The 17786-nt window shown below is 39.4% G+C and carries 21 protein-coding genes; 14 read left to right on the top strand and 7 right to left on the bottom strand.

Features of this window, described 5'->3' with window-relative positions; all coding sequences use genetic code 11:
- Positions 1-69: 69 nt before the first annotated feature.
- Both H5126_RS05635 and H5126_RS05630 read right to left on the bottom strand, forming a co-directional pair.
- On the bottom strand, positions 70-315 hold the full coding sequence (locus H5126_RS05635) for a GNAT family N-acetyltransferase (protein ID WP_259412863.1): 246 nt from the start codon (positions 313-315) through the stop codon (positions 70-72).
- A gap of 350 nt (positions 316-665) precedes the next feature.
- A complete protein-coding gene (locus H5126_RS05630; protein WP_182719951.1) occupies positions 666-2132 on the bottom strand; it encodes a DASS family sodium-coupled anion symporter in 1467 nt (488 codons plus the stop codon).
- A gap of 285 nt (positions 2133-2417) precedes the next feature.
- On the opposite strand from H5126_RS05630, the gene H5126_RS05625 reads away from it, so the two are divergent.
- The 14 genes from H5126_RS05625 (at position 2418) to H5126_RS05560 (ending at position 11390) form a co-directional block, all read left to right on the top strand.
- Positions 2418-3257, top strand: coding sequence for a DUF417 family protein (locus tag H5126_RS05625; protein ID WP_182719950.1), 840 nt, complete (start codon positions 2418-2420; stop codon positions 3255-3257).
- A 10-nt stretch (positions 3258-3267) separates the two neighbouring features.
- On the top strand, positions 3268-3519 hold the full coding sequence (locus H5126_RS05620; RefSeq protein WP_182711742.1) for a Rho-binding antiterminator: 252 nt from the start codon (positions 3268-3270) through the stop codon (positions 3517-3519).
- Positions 3520-3754: 235 nt separating this feature from the next.
- On the top strand, positions 3755-4075 hold the full coding sequence (locus tag H5126_RS05615) for a hypothetical protein (RefSeq protein ID WP_024596161.1): 321 nt from the start codon (positions 3755-3757) through the stop codon (positions 4073-4075).
- A gap of 111 nt (positions 4076-4186) precedes the next feature.
- Entirely contained in the window at positions 4187-4585 is a 399-nt protein-coding gene (locus H5126_RS05610) for a hypothetical protein (RefSeq protein ID WP_182716229.1), read from the top strand.
- Positions 4586-4664: 79 nt separating this feature from the next.
- Complete coding sequence (locus H5126_RS05605; protein WP_182719949.1) at positions 4665-5087, top strand: hypothetical protein; 423 nt, start codon at positions 4665-4667, stop codon at positions 5085-5087.
- Between the two features lie 319 nt (positions 5088-5406).
- On the top strand, positions 5407-5991 hold the full coding sequence (locus tag H5126_RS05600) for a GNAT family N-acetyltransferase (RefSeq protein ID WP_024596159.1): 585 nt from the start codon (positions 5407-5409) through the stop codon (positions 5989-5991).
- A 187-nt stretch (positions 5992-6178) separates the two neighbouring features.
- Positions 6179-6640 (top strand): DUF2846 domain-containing protein, encoded by a 462-nt coding sequence (locus tag H5126_RS05595; protein WP_024596158.1) that lies wholly within the window; start codon positions 6179-6181, stop codon positions 6638-6640.
- Positions 6641-6891: 251 nt separating this feature from the next.
- The gene (locus H5126_RS05590) at positions 6892-7269 is read left to right on the top strand and encodes a hypothetical protein (protein ID WP_310736026.1); all 378 of its coding nucleotides are present in this window, start codon (positions 6892-6894) and stop codon (positions 7267-7269) included.
- Between the two features lie 123 nt (positions 7270-7392).
- Positions 7393-7905 carry a hypothetical protein gene (locus H5126_RS05585; protein ID WP_024596157.1) on the top strand — a complete coding sequence of 171 codons (513 nt, stop codon included), beginning with the start codon at positions 7393-7395 and terminating at the stop codon, positions 7903-7905.
- Between the two features lie 171 nt (positions 7906-8076).
- On the top strand, positions 8077-8301 hold the full coding sequence (locus H5126_RS05580) for a ribosomal protein L7/L12 (RefSeq protein ID WP_007378552.1): 225 nt from the start codon (positions 8077-8079) through the stop codon (positions 8299-8301).
- A 363-nt stretch (positions 8302-8664) separates the two neighbouring features.
- Positions 8665-10203, top strand: coding sequence for a glucan biosynthesis protein (locus H5126_RS05575; RefSeq protein WP_182719948.1), 1539 nt, complete (start codon positions 8665-8667; stop codon positions 10201-10203).
- Between the two features lie 236 nt (positions 10204-10439).
- Positions 10440-10802, top strand: coding sequence for a 2OG-Fe(II) oxygenase (locus H5126_RS05570; RefSeq protein WP_007584341.1), 363 nt, complete (start codon positions 10440-10442; stop codon positions 10800-10802).
- On the top strand, positions 10796-11044 hold the full coding sequence (locus H5126_RS05565; protein WP_182719947.1) for a DUF1272 domain-containing protein: 249 nt from the start codon (positions 10796-10798) through the stop codon (positions 11042-11044). The genes H5126_RS05570 and H5126_RS05565 overlap by 7 nt, the downstream gene beginning before the upstream one ends.
- 43 nt (positions 11045-11087) lie before the next feature.
- The gene (locus H5126_RS05560) at positions 11088-11390 is read left to right on the top strand and encodes a hypothetical protein (protein WP_007584337.1); all 303 of its coding nucleotides are present in this window, start codon (positions 11088-11090) and stop codon (positions 11388-11390) included.
- 138 nt (positions 11391-11528) lie between these two features.
- Here the strand turns inward: H5126_RS05560 and H5126_RS05555 are convergent, their stop codons facing one another.
- Genes H5126_RS05555 through H5126_RS05535 form a run of 5 tightly spaced genes read right to left on the bottom strand, consistent with a single transcriptional unit; the run spans position 11529 to position 17654 of the window.
- Positions 11529-12812: an allantoate amidohydrolase gene (locus tag H5126_RS05555; RefSeq protein WP_182719946.1), complete on the bottom strand. Its 1284-nt coding sequence runs from the start codon at positions 12810-12812 to the stop codon at positions 11529-11531.
- 14 nt (positions 12813-12826) lie between these two features.
- Entirely contained in the window at positions 12827-14056 is a 1230-nt protein-coding gene (locus tag H5126_RS05550) for an alanine--glyoxylate aminotransferase family protein (protein WP_024596152.1), read from the bottom strand.
- A 3-nt stretch (positions 14057-14059) separates the two neighbouring features.
- Positions 14060-14884 carry a sulfite exporter TauE/SafE family protein gene (locus H5126_RS05545; RefSeq protein WP_007378545.1) on the bottom strand — a complete coding sequence of 275 codons (825 nt, stop codon included), beginning with the start codon at positions 14882-14884 and terminating at the stop codon, positions 14060-14062.
- Positions 14872-16455, bottom strand: a complete 1584-nt coding sequence (locus H5126_RS05540) for a gamma-glutamyltransferase family protein (RefSeq protein WP_182719945.1) — start codon at positions 16453-16455, stop codon at positions 14872-14874. The genes H5126_RS05545 and H5126_RS05540 overlap by 13 nt, the downstream gene beginning before the upstream one ends.
- Positions 16452-17654 (bottom strand): amidase family protein, encoded by a 1203-nt coding sequence (locus H5126_RS05535; RefSeq protein ID WP_182719944.1) that lies wholly within the window; start codon positions 17652-17654, stop codon positions 16452-16454. The genes H5126_RS05540 and H5126_RS05535 overlap by 4 nt, the downstream gene beginning before the upstream one ends.
- Between the last annotated feature and the right edge of the window lie 132 nt (positions 17655-17786).

Below are 17786 nucleotides of genomic sequence, written 5' to 3'. Positions count from 1 at the left end.
TACTCGTAATTATCCTCATCCGTTATAGTAAAACCCAGCCGCTTATAAAGTCCTAATGCTGGGTTGTTTTTAAAGCACGGTGAGTTTAATGGGTTTTGACTGCGCATTTGTAATTACTTGTTCAATAACCGCTTTCCCATACCCTTTATTTTGATTCAATGGATGTATTTGTAATTGCATTATTTCAACGTGTTGAGCGTGCGTTTGGTATTTTAAAGTACCAATTGGTACCTCATTTATAACTATAAGATGGGAGCAGTCATATTGATCATTAAGCCTTAAAACATGCTGTTGATCTGTTATACCAATCCGCAATAATACTTAATCATTTTGCGGGGCTAAACGTGTCGCTACCTGCGTTAAAAAATACTCATTTAGAACAACTAAATAGCGAATTTTTTGCCTAGCTATCAACACGTTTTTCCAGCCTCAAAATAGATCACTTAATTAAGCGAATTGGTATTAAAAATAACCCGGCATTTTCTAAGTGTTCAACCATAGTCAGCTTTCTGAGGCTTAATAAGTAGTCTCGGTCTGAATATGCTGCCTTTATGAATTTAAAAAACATAGTGCTCCCTTCTAACAGCCTTAATGTTTATATTTGTAGAACGAACCAAAATAAGTGCGCAGTATTAAATGTGCAAGCCAAACTAACAAAGGCAAGACTACCAATACCCAAGTGCTTTCCACCAAAGCCCGCCAATAACTCCCCATACACTTAAATTAATAACGCTCATTATAAGGCCCATTACCCACCAGTCTTTTAACGATACATAGCCTGAGCCAAACACTATAGGTGATGTGCCTGTTGCGTAATGTGTTAACGACATCATGAGTGATGAGGCGCCAGCTAACAGTAAACCTAAAAATAAAGGCGGAGCGCCAAGCGCTAAACCTGCGGCGTAAAATGCGGCAAACATAGCAGTGATATGTGCTGTGGTACTGGCAAAAAAGTAATGAGCATAAAAATACACAGCTACCAATATAATAGCCGATACAATCCAGTCAAAGCCCAGTTGCGCAATGTTGCTCTCAACAAGTGTTGAAAACCACGTTACCAAACCTAGTTTATTTAAAAAAGTGGCCATCATTACTAATGCAGAAAACCAAACAACGGTATCCCACGCTGACTTTTCTTTAAGTACATCGTCCCAGCTTAATACACCAGTCACTAATAAAACCGACAAACCCAAAAAAGCCACTGCGGTTGTATTAACTGCGTATTCAGCCCCTAAAATCATTGCAGGCACGCCGGCCCATAAAATAAGCAGCATAGCAAAAACACCCACCATTATTTTTTCGCCATAACTCATTGGGCCCATTTCAGTTAATTTAGATTCTGCGTAGGTTTTAGCGTCGGGCGTACTTTTAACTTCAGGTGGGTAAATGGCATAAACAACCAAAGGCACAAGGGCAATACATAGCAAACCAGGAACAAGCGCTGCCAGCGCCCACGTACTCCAAGTAATACTAATATTTGCACCAGTAGCATCTGCAATCAGCTTTACAATTAGCGGGTTAGGAGCCGTGGCGGTAATAAACATAGCTGATGTAATAGGGTTTATATGGTAGCTAACTAAAGCAAGGTAGTGGCCAATTTTACGAGATGTGCCTTCCTCAGGGGAAGAGCCAAAGCTTGTTGCTATAGACTTCATTATTGGGTGAATAATAGCGCCGCCTCGCGCGGTATTACTTGGCGTTACAGGCGCTATAACAAGTTCAGAAAGTGCGAGTGCATAGCCAATACCAACTGTTTTTTTACCAAAAAGAGAAATAAAATTATAGCCAATACGATTTCCCAAACCAGTTTTAGCTAAACCCCGAGAAATAATAATAGCAATACCAATCAACCAAATTAATGAGTTAGAAAAGCCACTTAATGCATCTTTAATAGCGCCAGATGGGCTGTCATTAGTTACGCCGGTTAACGCAACAGAAGTAATAGCTAAAATAGCAATGGCACCGATAGGCATTGCTTTACCAATAATGGCAACTACAGTACCAATAAATAAAGCGAGCAAATGCCATGCGTTTTCGGTAACACCTTGCGGAGGCGGTACAGCAAACCAAAGTAGTAAAACAATGGTTATAGAAATCAGTCCAGAGGTAACTCGAATATCAGTACCCTTCATTAAAAATGTCCCTAAGTTTTAGAAATACATGCATTCTGTTTATTGAAAAGGCGACATTATTCTACTTCATTTAATAATAAAAAAGATGACGCACATCATATGAATATTAGACTTATTTGATTTTATTAATAAAGAGGTAATAAATCATAAACTAAAGTGATTGATCACATTACCCTATGAGAGCTTACGTTGTGCTTAATCAACTCTTATTTTTTAAGAGTTAGCTTGAATTGTTTTATAGGTTCGTAAGGTCTTTGTAAGTCTTAACGAATACTTGGAAATACAATGAACTTAAAACTAACCAACAACGTGATTACTTTTTTATTAGCGAGTAGCTTTTTACTACTTGGCTTATCGTTTGCGTTAGGAGCAAACCCTAATACGTTAACGGCTACGTTTAGTTTTTACGGCGTTGATTCGCTAATGTCTGTATCTGCGTTAGGTTTAATTAGTGGCTCATTTATGATTGCCTTAGCGTTTGCCACCGTGCTCGCTCGCCTTAAACTAATGAAACCTACACCAGCACTTTTACTTGCAGCAATTATAAGTTTAGTAGCATTACTTACCTTGTTTGCCAGTAACCGTTGGATGGCGCAACTTGGTGGCTTTCCAATCATTGGTAGCGGGCAGGGCATAATTAAATACTTCGCTGTAGTGCCTTTGTATTTGTTTTTGTTTTATAAAGACAAACTTACCGACAAACAACACGTACTATTAAACTTTATACCTGTTGCTATGGTTATATTATGGATTGGCGGCATGAAGTTTTATGAGTTTGAAGCAAAAGGCATTGTAAGTTTAGTAGAAACCTCACCGTTTATGTCGTGGTTATACACGGTATTTAGCGTACAAGGCGCGTCTAACATGATTGGCGGGTTTGATGTATTATTTGCTGTGTTATTGGGCTTAGGGCTATTTTTAAATAATAAAAAGCTAATTATTGTAAGTGGCTTAGCGTGTTTAAGCGTATTTATGATGACCCAAACATTCTTAATTACCGCAACCGGTGCATTTAGTTCATCCACTTTATTGGATCGTTTAGGGCAATTTGTAATTAAAGATTTGTGGTATATAGCCAACCTTGTTGTTATTGCTTTTTTAATGATTTTTAAGCCGACTAAATAAAGAGAGCGTTATGATCAGTTGCAACCAATACGACTACATCGAAATTGCTTGTATGCACCATTTAAGCATTGAGCTTATATTAAAAAATGGTGATGGTGTATGTGGGATAGCAACTGACACAAAACGCAATGCTAATAGAGACGAATGCATAGTTGTTAATGTAAATAGCGAGTTGAAACTCATTGTGCTAACTACAATCAGCGTACTTAAAGCGCATGAGAAAAACCCATACTTTGACCATGTGAATTTTGAAGTAAAGTAAATGCCTCACTCATTCGTTTTTATCATAAATAAAGCTCTATTTTTGTTTTGTCCAATAACATTATTAAACACCGTTTTGGTGAAAAATTACAAAGGTTTTTTTGTAACATATTTAATTACTTGTTTACACTGAAGTTGTTTAGTGGAATTATTGAACACTGTAATATACGCCGTTTTGGGGTGCTATAAATCCCCAAAGTGGTGCTCAATAAGCTGTTAGGTGTTTAAGGATAAGTATGAAAAAGTATCTACCTTTAATCATATTAATAATCTCTGGTTGTGTTGGTATGAAAACTTATAAAGGTGTCATAGTCCAATATAGCGATGTAAGCAAAAACTCTGATGGGACGTATTCAATTGAGGTTCTTGGTCATACCGATCTTAATGAAACAGATATGGTCGAATTGGTAGAGCTCAAAGGAAAAGAGTTATGCAAATCTAGTGATATATACGTAAAAAAATATAAAATGGGTACTTATGGCTCGCATAGTCAGTTTGGTTCTGTCTACCCACCAAAGATTAACGCAACAATTGACTGTAGTGTAAACAATGCATAACAGGCTGTTAAACAAGGATAAAAATAGTTGGCTTTGTTCCTTTGTTGCTAATTTAACTAACTATTTTCTGCCTGTTAACAGGCTCTTTATATAACTACGTGAGGAGAGATGATGAACAAGGAAACTATAGGGAAATACGTCGCAGTTCTGGGATTATTGCTTTTCTGGGCACCTCTTTGGGGAATTGTTGATTCGTATTTAATTATGTCCTCTTCATTTCAAGAGATAACGCTGTTTGGAAGTAATGAACCTAAAATATCACAAGAAGAAATGTCATCAACAGCTTTGTCTACAGTAACAGGGTTCATCTTATTTTTAGTTGCACTTTGCTTTTTAACATTTTCCGTTGTGGGCTTAAACTATCGAACTAAGTGGCTTTTTTGGGCACTAATAATATATTCAACATTGTTACTCTTCATGTTCCCTGTTGGTACAGTGTTAGGAGTAACTGTGCTGGCAGCGCTAGTTTTGAACAGAAAAAAATTTGGACTTGACGGTGACCTTACATAACAAAACCATTAACCGGATTTGTGCAAGAGCGCCACAAATCTGGTTATGGCAGGCGTTAGCTTTCTAAGAGGGTTTCGAGTTGAGAACAATATTTAGCTTTATTTTAGCCTTTTTAGTTGTTGCATTTTTAGCGCCAATGGCAATTGAAATGAAATTTACTATTATTCCTTTTGGTATATTTATTTGGACGTTAATAGTTGTTCTAATTTTAGTTCCAGTAACAGCATTTCCAATTTATAAATTTATCACTAAAAGTTGTGATTATTCGCTAAATACAGTGCTCAAATCTTCAGTTATATCTACTTGCTTAGTTTCTTTCTTTTTTGTTTTCCCTTCAGGTTTAGATAGCTCAATTATTAATGGTAAGGTATTGGTCGAAAATGGTTCAATTACGTTAATAGGTTATGGATATAGCTTTTTACAATTGTTTTTATTTTCTATAGTAGGCCTTGTTGCTGGTATTGTATTTTACGTTTCAAAAATAGAGTTAAACAAAAGCTAAAGAATTAGGATGAAATTCATTCTAACTTTTACATAAATAATAAATTAAAGCAGCGGGTTAAGTGAGTTTTATAAAAATGAATCACGCAAAAAGCTGAGCTACAATGAAAGAAAGAGTACAAAGACACTCACACTAAATTATCCAGTAATACCCTCCAAAACATCAATTAAAACAACAGTTAACAATTTTTTATATTCCACGTGAAATACAGTAATAGATTGAACCTAAATAGGAACTCAGCTATGATTTGTTTACCAATAAAAACAAATAAAAAAACGAGTTGATCTACAGGCTTGTTATATTTCACGGAGGATTTAGGTTGTCATTTCCAACTTTAGAGACAAATCGCTTAAGGTTAGATCAATTATCAAAAGAAGATTCAAATAGTTTGTTTGAGTTGTTCTCGGACAATTCAGTTGTAGAATATTATGATTTAGAGGCGTTTACTGAACTGTCACAAGCCAGCCATTTAATTGAGTTTTTTAACGCTCGTTTTAAAGAAAACTCAGGTATTCGTTGGGCTATTCGCCTAAAAGAAACAGATCAACTTATAGGTACTTGCGGCTTTAATACTTGGAGCCCTAAAATGAAAAATGCTGTTATTGGATATGATTTACTGCCTAAATATTGGGGTAAGGGTTTTTCCACTGAAGCAGTTCATCGAATAGTTAAAGCCGCATTTTCAGGTGACCTATCTTGCGGTAAACTTAATCGTATTCAAGGCGATACTGTTCTTGGAAACTCTGCATCTGAGTCACTCCTTTTAAAAGTTGGGTTCAAAGAGGAAGGTATAAGGCGTCAAAGTGGTTACTGGAAAAATCAGTTTCACGATCTTAAATGCTTTGGGTTAATTCAGTCCGAGTACTCTGAAATACGGCAAGTTAGGATAATAACAAACAGTTAGCATACTAAATTTCCAGTAATACCTTCCAAAACGTCAATTAAAACAACACCTAGTCCTCTTTTTATATTCCACGTGAAATGCAATAACGATTGAACCAAAATAGGAACTCAGCTATGGTTTGTTTATCAAAAAAATAAAAAACGAGTTAATCTACAGGCTCGTTATAATTCAAATCTGATAGGTGTTTATGCGTTATATATATTTTTTCTTACTATTATTTTTAAGTGGTTGTGCTTCAGCCCCAAGAGATGCTTTAACTTTTGACCAGGTACAGCTACCTCAACCAAATGAAGAGCAAAGTGTTTTAGTATTCCATAGGTTGTTAACCCCACCAGCGGCATCAGATATGCGTGTAAGTATAAATGATAAAAAAATTGTAGCACTACCAAACAATACTTTCTCTTACATAAAATTACCTGCGGGTAATTACGATTTAAAAATTAGCTGGAGCCCACTCACAGGAGTGTGGAGTAATACAAAACAGCTAATAATTGCACCTAATCAAACTAAATATTTACAATTAAATAGCAGTGTTTATACGGCAATGGGTGTTGAACTAGGTTCGAGTAAACATGATCAGTCTAACAAAGAGGCCGCAGAGACCTTGTTAAGAGAGTGCTGTAAATATGTACAAGCTACTGAACTCTAATAGTTGCTTAAACGGACTTCTAATAGTTAGTTTTTTGTTCGTACCTAGCTTATTGTAACCAGCTATTTTACGCTGTTTAATTGAGGCGTTGAGATTGTAGAATTACTCTTTTTATGAAAACAGCCTGTTTAATGGGTAATACATTTATTACACATTGCTTTAAAATGCTTAGAGTTAATTAAAGAAACTAATTAATTGAATTTGGCTATAGAAGTTATTCTACAGCCTCGTTGTATTGCTAAAGGATTATCGTGCAATGCTCTAGGATTGTACTCTTTTCAGTAGGCTTGTATTTATTGCTAGTTGCTTTATCAACAATAGCAACAAAGATTGTTGGCTTTGATGAAATGACTCAAAGTACCTCATTAACTTTTACTTATTACGTCCTCGGATTTGTAACCTCTTTAATCGTTTATTGTTACCTAGGCTATAAGCAAACAGTGAGTCCGTATAAACAAGCCTTTTTAGTTGCGGCGGTTTATTGGTTTATTGATCTAAGTGTCGGTGCCTTACTATACATTTTATTAGAAATATCAATGGATCCTCTGATATATTTAATTTCAGCTTTGCTGCATGTTATTGCTGTTTTATTAGGTACATTACTTGGTATTCAATTACGTCGAAAATAGTTGAGCGTAAATAAACAAATCGTAAAGCAGAGCAAAAACAGCTGGTTTTTGCTTTTTCGCCCTAACCTTAGATAACAACCTTACGGCCTATTTATTCGGCGTAAGTAAAAAAGGAATTTAAATTTGCTATTCGATTGGTTTAGCTCTGAAAAGCCAAATGTTTATTTGGGATCGTTAGCTGTAGCTAATAACAGCCATTTTTCTAAGGTAGAGTCGTTTTTTTATATAACGGGCGATTCACTACAAGATCATATGCACAAGAAGCTTGAAGATATTTTTTGTCTTCACAGTATTTCGTCTATTAAAGAGCCTAAAAAGTCAGATATTGGTTTAGATGTTGTTATAGTTACTTTGCATGGTGGTGATGCATTCACTATAGATTTTGATACAGCTATTATTCCGCTATTTTGGCGACCAAAAGTTAAGTTAGTATCGCGCTTGTATAATATTAAACACAATAAGACGATTAAAACGTTCAGCGTTTCTAAATCTGTTACGTGGCGCGAATTCATAGCTAAAAAATTTAGCTTAAGAGGCTTTTTTCGTTGGGGTCCTTTGTACCATAACGAAGACATGGAAATACTGTTGTATAAAGCATGCTACGAGTTATTAAATAAAATGCGAAAGGCTATTTAACCAGTAGCCAATAAGAATAATTAAAATAAGATAAAATAAAAATACATTTTGCTCTTGGTGAACATTATTACAAACAAAAGAGGAACTCAGCTATGGTTTGTTTATCAATAAAAATAAATAAAAAACGAGTTAACCTACAGGCTCATTATTTTTCGAACATCGAGGATATTTATGGAAATTGAATATATTTGGGGTGTTTTAGCGGTTATTGCAGTTTTATTTATATTAATATTTGGTAACTCAATACCTAAGCATGGCAGCGTAACCGAAGGTGATGTTATTGTTGCTTTAAAATCAGGTCATAAAGTTAGAGCAATAAAATATTATAGATCTGTTCATGGTGTAAGTTTGAAAGAAGCTAAAGATGCTATTGAAAAATTAACTTCAAAAACATAAAAACATGCCCTGAAGTGAGGGCCAAATAAAACTCAGCCATTAATTGCAAGTTTTAAAAGTGGTGAGCCTCTTCGTTTTCCACCACCTAAATACAACCCTTATCCATTTGAATACCAGCGATCTAATAATAAATTGGGCTATCCCACTTATTTTCACTTCAGCGATATCATCAAACGCGCGCAATATCCCTTAAAACCAATACCTAAAAAAATAACTATGGGAGGTCCTGTAGTCAAATAACTATATTTTAGTAAACACTAGTTCATATTACGTCACGTAATATCCATACAGAACTTTAAGTTAAACATACGTTCGTGCAGCGTTCCCATTTTTATTTGACTCAATTTATTGGACATTCTTTTTATGAAATTAAAGTTATTTATCGCAATTATTTTTAGCACTTCGATGTCGTCTTACGCGACAGAAGCAGTAGATAAAACGGAGTTTTCATTCGAAGACTTAAAAGCCCTAGCAAAAGCCTCAGCCGAAAAGCCCTATACGCCAACTAAGGTTCCAGCGCCGGAGTTAATCGATAAAATTACCTATGACGAACACTGGAAAATACGTTTTAAAGAAGATGAAACCTTATACCCAAGTGGAAAAAAGGCGCCCGTACAATTATTTTACCCTGGGCGATATTTTCCTGAGCCAGTAAGTATTTACATCAGAGACGATAAAAATCAGGTACAAAATGTACCTTTTAGTAATGATGTTTTTGATATGCCTGATGACAGCCCAGCTCACGATCTCCCAGAAGGATTTGGATTTGCAGGTTTTAGAATAATGCGCCCAGATATGAAACCCGATTGGATATCTTTTTTAGGCGCGTCTTATTTTCGTACCGACGGGCCAGAGGGGCAATATGGACTGTCGGCTCGAGGTATTGCAATTAATACGGGTATGAATCAGCCAGAAGAATTTCCGCGCTTTTCTGCATTTTGGATTGGCCCCGCAGAGAAAAAAGGTGAAAGTGTGTCTGTTTGGGCATTGCTTGAAGGGCCTTCTATCACTGGTGCTTATCGATTTGGTTTAAGCAAAGATAACAAAGAAGCCAAAGGCCATATTACCTCTGTAACGGCAAATTTGTATATGCGCGCCGATGTTGAACGCTTAGGCGTAGCACCGTTAACCAGTATGTATTGGTACTCACAAAAAGATAAAACAGAAGCTAAAGATTGGCGCCCAGAAATTCACGATAGCGATGGCCTTGCGATTCACACAGGATCGGGTCAATACGTTTGGCGCCCATTAAATAATCCTCAGTCGGTGTCAACCAATAGCTTTATTGATGAGAACCCAAAAGGGTTTGGTTTAATCCAAAGAGATCGTGACTTTAATAACTACCAGGACGACGGCGTATTTTACAATAAGCGTTCATCAGCGTGGATAAAACCTACTGACGATTGGGGCAAAGGCGCAGTACAGTTAATCGAAATTCCTACAAAAGATGAAACGTTCGACAATATTGTTGCCTATTGGGTGCCTGAAAAAGAGGCGCGCAAAGGTGATGAGTTTACCTTTTCTTATGATATTGAATGGCGTCCACTCGATCCAAAATCAAAAAACCTTGCAAGCGTTGTAAATACTCGCCAAGGCTTAGGCGGAATTCCCGGCCAGCCTATTCCTGAAGGCGTTAACAAGATGGTGATTGATTTTGAAGGTCCAGTATTTAAAGGCTTAGATAACAAAAGTGGTATAAAGCCGATTGTTGAAGCCAGCAACGGTGAAATACTAGAACCTATTGGAGTTTATCCGGTAGTTGGTACAAACCAATGGCGATTAGCGTTTGACTACAAACAAGCTAACAACAATCCGGTGAACATACGCGCGTATTTAGTTGATAAAAATGATGAAGCTATAACTGAAACATGGGTAAGTGATGCAAAGGTAACGATTAAATAAGACCTTAAATAAGCATTAAAGTAAAACGGGTGGCTATATTTTGATTTTCTTGTCAATTATAGCCACCATAATGTCTTTTAAAGCGCCAATCAAAACACCATTAAAACTCCCTTTTATATCCCACCTAAAATACAGTAATCGATTGAATCAAAATATGAACTCGGCTATGGTTTGTTTATCAATAAAAATAAAAAAACGAGTTAACCTGCAGCTTGTTAGCTGTTTCGAGGGATTGTATGTTTTTTTTGAGTAAATTATTTTGTTGGGAGCGAGGCCGACAAAAATCAGGCTACGATAAAATGTTGATTTGTGGTGCTACGTGGCCAATTAAATTTGATACATATTTGCTTAAATTCCCACAAGGAAGTGAAATAGCACCACACACAGACAAAGTTGAATCTGGTAAACACTATCGATTGAATATAGTGCTTAAAGAAGCAGATTTGGGTGGTGAGTTTATTTGCAGTAATCCGATATTTGAAACAAAGCGGGTTAAGCTATTCCGCCCTGATGTAAGTGAGCATCAGGTATCAAAAGTTATAAAAGGTAATAGATATTTACTCAGCATTGGGTGGATAAAAGGGAGCGCTAAATGCTAGATTTAAGACCTAATTGTGAATGTTGTGATAAGAATCTACCTGCAAAGTCCACAGAGGCTTTTATTTGTTCATTTGAATGCACATTTTGTTCTGGCTGTGCTCAAACGGTATTAAATAACGTGTGCCCAAACTGCTCAGGTAATTTGGTTCAGCGGCCCATTCGCCCTTTGGCTGCACTAAAAAATTACCCAGCATCGACTAAGCGGGTGTTAAACGAAAGTGGTTGTGCGCCAAACACATAAAAACATAAAGTATAATAATTACATTTCTGGGTATGGAGATCTGATGAGAAAATCCTTTGAATTTACCGTTAAATCAATCAAAGTTAAAATAATTAACTCTTGGTTTAGTGGTGCTAAATTATATGTGAATGGTGACTTACGAGATACTGACAAAACTTTGTTAGCTATTAGGAATAATACTTTACTATCTGCAAATTTAGGTGAGTTGGGTGTTCTAGAAATCAAGCCATTATCGGGGCTAATTACCGTTGAAATGGATGCATATTTGGTCAATGGTACAAACATTCAACATGTATATAGCTCACATAAACGCCTTAGCCTAAAAGAGCAAAGGGCAGCTCGATAAAGCTACTTTAAATAACGTATATTCCTGTGTTTTCCTGCATTTACCTGCCTTCAGTAATAACCTCCAAATGACTTTGAGGAGGTTTAAGCCCCTAAGCATACCAAGTTAATATACTTGGTTTACTCGATTACCTTAAAATCACTCAAACTCTTTCACATAAAGTAAAAGCGCGCTGTACATTACACTGAGTGCCTTTGTTACATCGCTGTCGATAACCGCTTCTGCTGGGTGATGGCTTATACCGCCAGGGCTGCGTATAAACAACATGCCAACGGGGCAAATTGGAGCGATTGCCATTGCATCGTGCCCTGCGCCTGAGGCAAGTGAAGGCGATGCTTGGTTATTGAGTTTACATGCGCTTGAAAACAAATGCTGAATAGTGGTGTCGCACGCTACGGCATCGGCGGCATGCGTCCATTGCCAATCAAGCGTTAAATTGCGTTTGCTTGCTATAGATTGAGCGCTGTTTTGTATGACGCTTAGTAAGTTAGCGAGATCGGTGTCGCTTTGTGCGCGTGCGTCTAGGCTTATGGTTGTTTTGCCTGCAATCACGTTTGTAGCCCCAGGGCGAGACTGTATTTGCCCTACGGTGGCAACTTCGCCATTTTTAGCATTACTTGCTAGTTTTTCAATTTCGGTTACTAATTCAGCGCAGCCTGCTAGTGAATCCTGCCTCAAGTTCATTGGCGTTGTACCCGCATGACCGCTTTGCCCTGTTAGGGTAAGCATGGCGCGTTTTGCTCCTGCGATTGCAGTTACAACCCCTAACGCCTGATTAACCGATTCGAGCACCGGACCTTGTTCAATATGAGTTTCCCAGTAACCTAGTAATTCGTTTTTGTTTAGTGCGGCCTTTGCGTAGTCGTTAGGGTTTAGGCCAAAGTCGAGCATGGCTTGGCGCATAGTTATGCCGTTTGTGTCTTCAATGTTTAGCCACTGTGGGTCAAATTCGTTAGCGAGGGCTTTTGAGCCAATTAAAGTTGTGGCAAAGCGGGTGCCTTCTTCATCGCAAAAGCCCACTACATCTAAATGAAAGGGCAGGTCGAGCTTTAACTTATGTGCAAGCGCTGCAATTTCTATTCCCAGTAGTACACCTAAAATACCATCAAACGCACCTGCATTTGGAACGGTGTCGAGGTGCGATCCTATAATTAAACGTTTAGCATGTGGGTTTGATGATTTTAGTCGCCCCCAAAGGTTACCCACTTCGTCTTGCCACGACTGCATGCCTGCCTCAACCATCCACGATGCAGTAACGGCGTTACAGTCTTTGTGCTCTTTTGATAAGTACACGCGGTGAATACCGCCTTGCATTTGCGATAGTGCGCTGAGGGTTTTACAGCGAGATAAAGCGCGTGTTGCGTATTCATCAGCAAGTTCTTTATCTAATAAAGGGCTGTGTTGTGGGCATTCAATCGTCATGCTAAATCCTTTTTTTATTTATAGTGAGCAAGGGCGGCAATAGCGGCTTCGCCTTTAGGGCCTTTGTAACCGTTGGCATGTAAGCAAGCGTCTAAGCTTGCGAGTGTTTGTAATACAGCATCTTTGCGGGCGTTGTAGCCCATAGTGCCAATACGCCAAATTTTGCCATGCAGCGGGCCAAACGAGGTGCCAATTTCTATTCCGAAATCGGTTAGCATTTGTCCGCGTACGTGATCGGCATTAATGCCCTCGGGTATATACACACCCAGTACGTTGTTCATTTTATGTGTTAAATCACCAAATACATTTAAGCCGAGCGCTTGAATGCCTGTTAGCATGGCATCGCCATGTAATTTGTGGCGCGCTACGCAGTTATCCACGCCTTCTTCAATAACAATGCGAGCACATTCTGAGGCGCAATACAGCATGCTGGTGGCTTCGGTGTGGTGGTTAAGGCGCTCTTCGCCCCAGTAATTCATGATCATACCTAAATCAAAGTAGTTTGAGCGTACAAAGGGCTCGGTGCCGTCGGTATGCTCCGCTGTACGAATACCCGCCTCTACTTTTTTACGTTTTTGGATCCAATCAGCGCATTTGTCGCTCAGTGTTAATGGCGCTGATCCAGAAGGTCCGCCTAAACATTTTTGCAGGCCAACCGAAAGTGCATCGAGTTTCCACTCATCGGCAGGAAGTTCGTTACCCACAATGGAGGCGGTAGCATCACAATAAAATAGTACATCGTGCTTTTGGCAAATATCGCCAATATGCTCAAGAGGTTGGTTCATGGTGGTGGATGTATCGCCTTGTACCATAGCAAGTACATGGGGTTTTACATCAACAATGGCTTTTTCGATTTGTTCTGGCGTAAACACTTCGCCCCACGGTACTTCTATTGTGTGCACCTTTGCGCCAACGCGTTCTGCTATTTCAGCAAGTAGGTGGCCAAAGCGCCCCATAATTGGCACAAGTACTTTATCGCCTGGGCGTAAAATTGAGCATAATACGGCTTCAATCCCTGCGCGCGATGTGCCATCTATTAGCATGGTCCATTCGTTTTTAGTTTTAAAAATTTCGCGGTAACGTGCCATGGTTTCGTTCATAAAACCGGTCATTACTGGGTCGTATTGGCCTATAAGCTGCGCCGACATAGCACGTAAAACACGAGGGTCGGCATTAATTGGGCCTGGTCCCATTAATAAACGCTGTGGTGGGTTTAAGGTTTGAACTTGCGTGTTATTAAACATATTTTAGGCTCCCAGAGTCTGAATAAGCATGCGTATGCCGGTTATCATTAAGACAACGGCAAAGGCGCGTTTTAGTTGTTTTTGATCCAGCTTGCTACCAATTTTTACGCCAATAGGCGCAAATAAAATAGTCAACGGAATAATAAGAAAAAAGGCAGGGAGGTTAACCAACCCCCACGTACCTAGGGGAGCATCGGTTGGCGTTGTGCCAATACTTAATAAGGTAATAACGCCAGGTAGTGCAATCAATAAACCAAAAACGGCCGCAGTACCTACTGCAACATGGGCGCGTACATTAAATGCGTTTAGCATAGGTACGCCAATAGTGCCGCCACCTATGCCAATCATTACCGACAAACCACCTACAATACTTGCCATAACCCCTTGACCAAATTTTCCTGGCAGTTGTTTTACAAGCGCGGGTGCGCCGGCTCTAAATAGCATGTTTAAACTGACTAAAATAGCAATACAGGCAAACATAAGTACCAGTGCATTACCGCGTATTGAGTGCGCTAAGTAGCTGCCTACAACGGCCATAACTAAAATAAATGGTGCCCAGTATTTTATTAGCGCAAGGTCAATATTCCCTTTGCTATGATGCGAGCGAATAGATGAAAGCGAAGTAGGTACTATGGTTGCAAGTGATGTAGCGGTGGCTATCATCATTGCCGACTCTGGGCTTACGCCAAAACCTTGCAGTAAAAAATACAGCACAGGGACGATAACAATACCGCCGCCTACACCAAAAAGTCCTGCTAAAATACCGGCAAAAATACCGGTTGCTATTAAGGCTACTATAATTGGCCATTGATTTATTATTTCTGACATTGTGTTCCTGCTGTAGTTACTGTTGCACGTCCATCTGAACGAGGATCTGTTGCAGCTTCAAGGCTTGTAGGTGTATCTAAAATAGCCCCAGCGTGCCCCATCATTTCGTTATTATTATCAACGCTTACCCAATCGTGGTCACGTTGATTTAATTCATGTTCTATATGAAAAACTAACTCTTTTTCAATTTTTAAATTTGTACTCGTATCGCCCCATGTTCGTCCAAGTAACCAACGAGGGTCGCTAATTGCTTGTTTTATAGATTTATTTCGCCACGCGTAGCCTGCAAAAACAGCGGCTTGAGTTTGTGGCTGCCCTTCACCGCCCATTGTTCCGTAAGCAAGTCGACGACCATCGCTAAACTTTGCCAGTGCTGGGTTAAGTGTATGAGCGGGCTTTTTATTTGGGGCAAGGGCGTTGGTATCTTGATTGTTTAAACTAAAGCTTAAACCACGGTTATTCCACACAAAGCCGCCTTCACTCATTAATATTCCGCTGCCAAATTCCCAGTAAATGCTTTGAATAAAGCTGACTAATTGCCCGTTTTTATCTCTGGCTGCCATCCACACAGTATCGCCAGGCTCTGCGTTAAATGGCCATTTTTTGGCTTTGGCCATATCAATATTGTTAGCAAGTTCGCTTAAGCGATTATCGGTTAGTGCGTTTTTATAATCGTCTCCTAATGCTTCAGGGTCAGCCCAAAGGGTAGGGCGATGGGTAAAGCTTTGTTTAGTTGCCTCAACAATTAAATGTGTCCAGTCGGCATCGGTTTTAGCTAAATGCTTTAACTTATTTACGGCACCAATTATTTGTAGTGAATGCACGCCCTGTGTTGGCGCGGGTAAGTTGTAGCAATCAATACCACTGAGGTTTGCATTTAGCGCAGTAACTACCTCGGCTTTAGTATTTGCAATGTCACCTGCGGTAATTGAGCTGCCTGCTTTTGCTAAGTCGGCGGCAAATGAGTTGGCAAGTGCGCCTTCATAAAATGCGTTTAAGCCATGTTTTGCTAGGTATTCAAACGTTGCTGCAAGTTTAGGGTTTTTAAAATGCTGGCCTGCTTGTAAGGGCTTGCCATTGGGTATGTAGAGGCTTTTAAACGCCTCATTGGTATTGTTAGCAGTGGCTAGTTTTTCGCAGCCTGCTTGCAAGCTTTTTGTAACTGTAAAGCCCTCGCGCGCAAGCTCAATAGCGGGTGCTAAAATTTGTGACAGTGCTAGTGCTGCGTGCTCATCTAGTTCAAGCGCCTTTTGCCAACCGCGAATTGTACCCGCTTGAGTCAGTGCGCTTAACCCGCCGCGCTCTGGTATTTGCGCGAGCGAGTTATAGGGCGTTGTATTAGTTGCTGCAGGGCCGCAGGCGTCAATAGCGGTAGGCGTTTTTTGGTTTGGGTTATCGATAAGCCAAAAGCTGTCGCCACCAATTGAGTTCATATGTGGATATACAACGCTAATAGCAGCGGCAGCCGCTACCATAGCCTCGGTAGCTGTACCGCCTTGTTTTAGTATATTTATACCCGCCTCAGTGGCCGAAAAATGAGGCGCGGTAAATGCAATGTTGTGTGTGGTCATACCGGTGTGTCCTGTTTAAAGTGTGCAGCTAGGTGCTTAACGCAAGCAAGTAGGCTTTTATCGTTACCGTGGCTCATCATTAATGAAAAACCATACGGATGATCATTTGCTAAATCAGCCAGCGGTAAATGCACTTGCGCTGAGCCACTAAGCCCTGCAATTGCCGAAAGCGTAATAATTTGCATGCGTAAGGCGCTTGTGTCGGCGCCTAATTTAGGTGCGGTTGTGGGGGTGGTTGGCAAAAATAAACAGCTGTTTGTATTTAGGTTTTTAGCTATTAGTGTTTGCCATTGGGTTTGTACTTTTAGTGCTTCTTGTTCTTCTTGAACAGTTAGGGCAAGCGCCATATTAAAACGTGCCGCAATTGCTGGAGCAAACTGGGGAAGTTGCCCCGGCAATTGAAGCCAGTCTTTATGCGTTTTTGCGATTGCTCGCCCTTGCAGTACTCTAAAACTATCAGCAAGTTCATTTAATAAGCTGCTGTTAGGTAGTTCAAATTCTTTATGGTGCTTAAAATTAGGCTTGGTTTTTTCAAGCAATTGTTTAAGTGGGGCTTGTAAAACAGGGTCAACGAGTTCAAATAACGGCTCGCAAATAACTAAGGTATCAACGTTATTAATAGCTTGATTTGGTAGCAGTACATTACCTACATCGCTTAATAGCTCGGCGCTTTGGGTAAGCCAACCTATGGTATCAAAAGGCGGAGCCAACGGTATTAGGCCGTCTTTTTCAATCACGTTATGGCTTGGCCTTATGCCATATAAACCACAATAGCTGGCGGGTATTCTAATTGAGCCGCCGGTGTCGGTGCCTAAGCCAATATCAGCTAAGTTAGCAGCAACTGCAGCAGCAGACCCCATACTCGAACCACCGCAAGCATGCCCTTTTAATTTAGGATTTTGCGCAGCGCCATAATGTATATTATTACCCTCTAAGCTATAAGCCAGCTCGTCAGTATGGGTAAAGCCTATAAAGTTACAACCAGCGGTCATGAGCTTATTAACCGAGCTTGCCGTATTTTGAGCCGGTTTAGCTGTTTTAAACCAGTGTGGGTTGCCTGCGCTGTTACGCTCGCCCTTTACTGCAAATACATCTTTTACAGCTAAGCGATTGTTTGCAAGCACTCCAGAGTGGTTTGTTTGCCACAGGGTAGGACCGTGATTGCAAAATATACCTTTGTTGTTTTTTTTATCACTCATTTGCAGCTCATTATTATAAAACTGACCAAGTACTTACTTATTAAGTTAAGAGTGATTAAAAAGCGGGCTGGTTATTATGAATACCAATTTTATTAAAAACATGATCATTTTATCGGATTAAATAGCGCACTC

Source organism: Pseudoalteromonas sp. SG45-3 (assembly GCF_014164075.1).
GTDB classification, from domain to species: domain Bacteria; phylum Pseudomonadota; class Gammaproteobacteria; order Enterobacterales; family Alteromonadaceae; genus Pseudoalteromonas; species Pseudoalteromonas distincta.
This window is presented reverse-complemented; position numbering and strand designations above follow the sequence as displayed.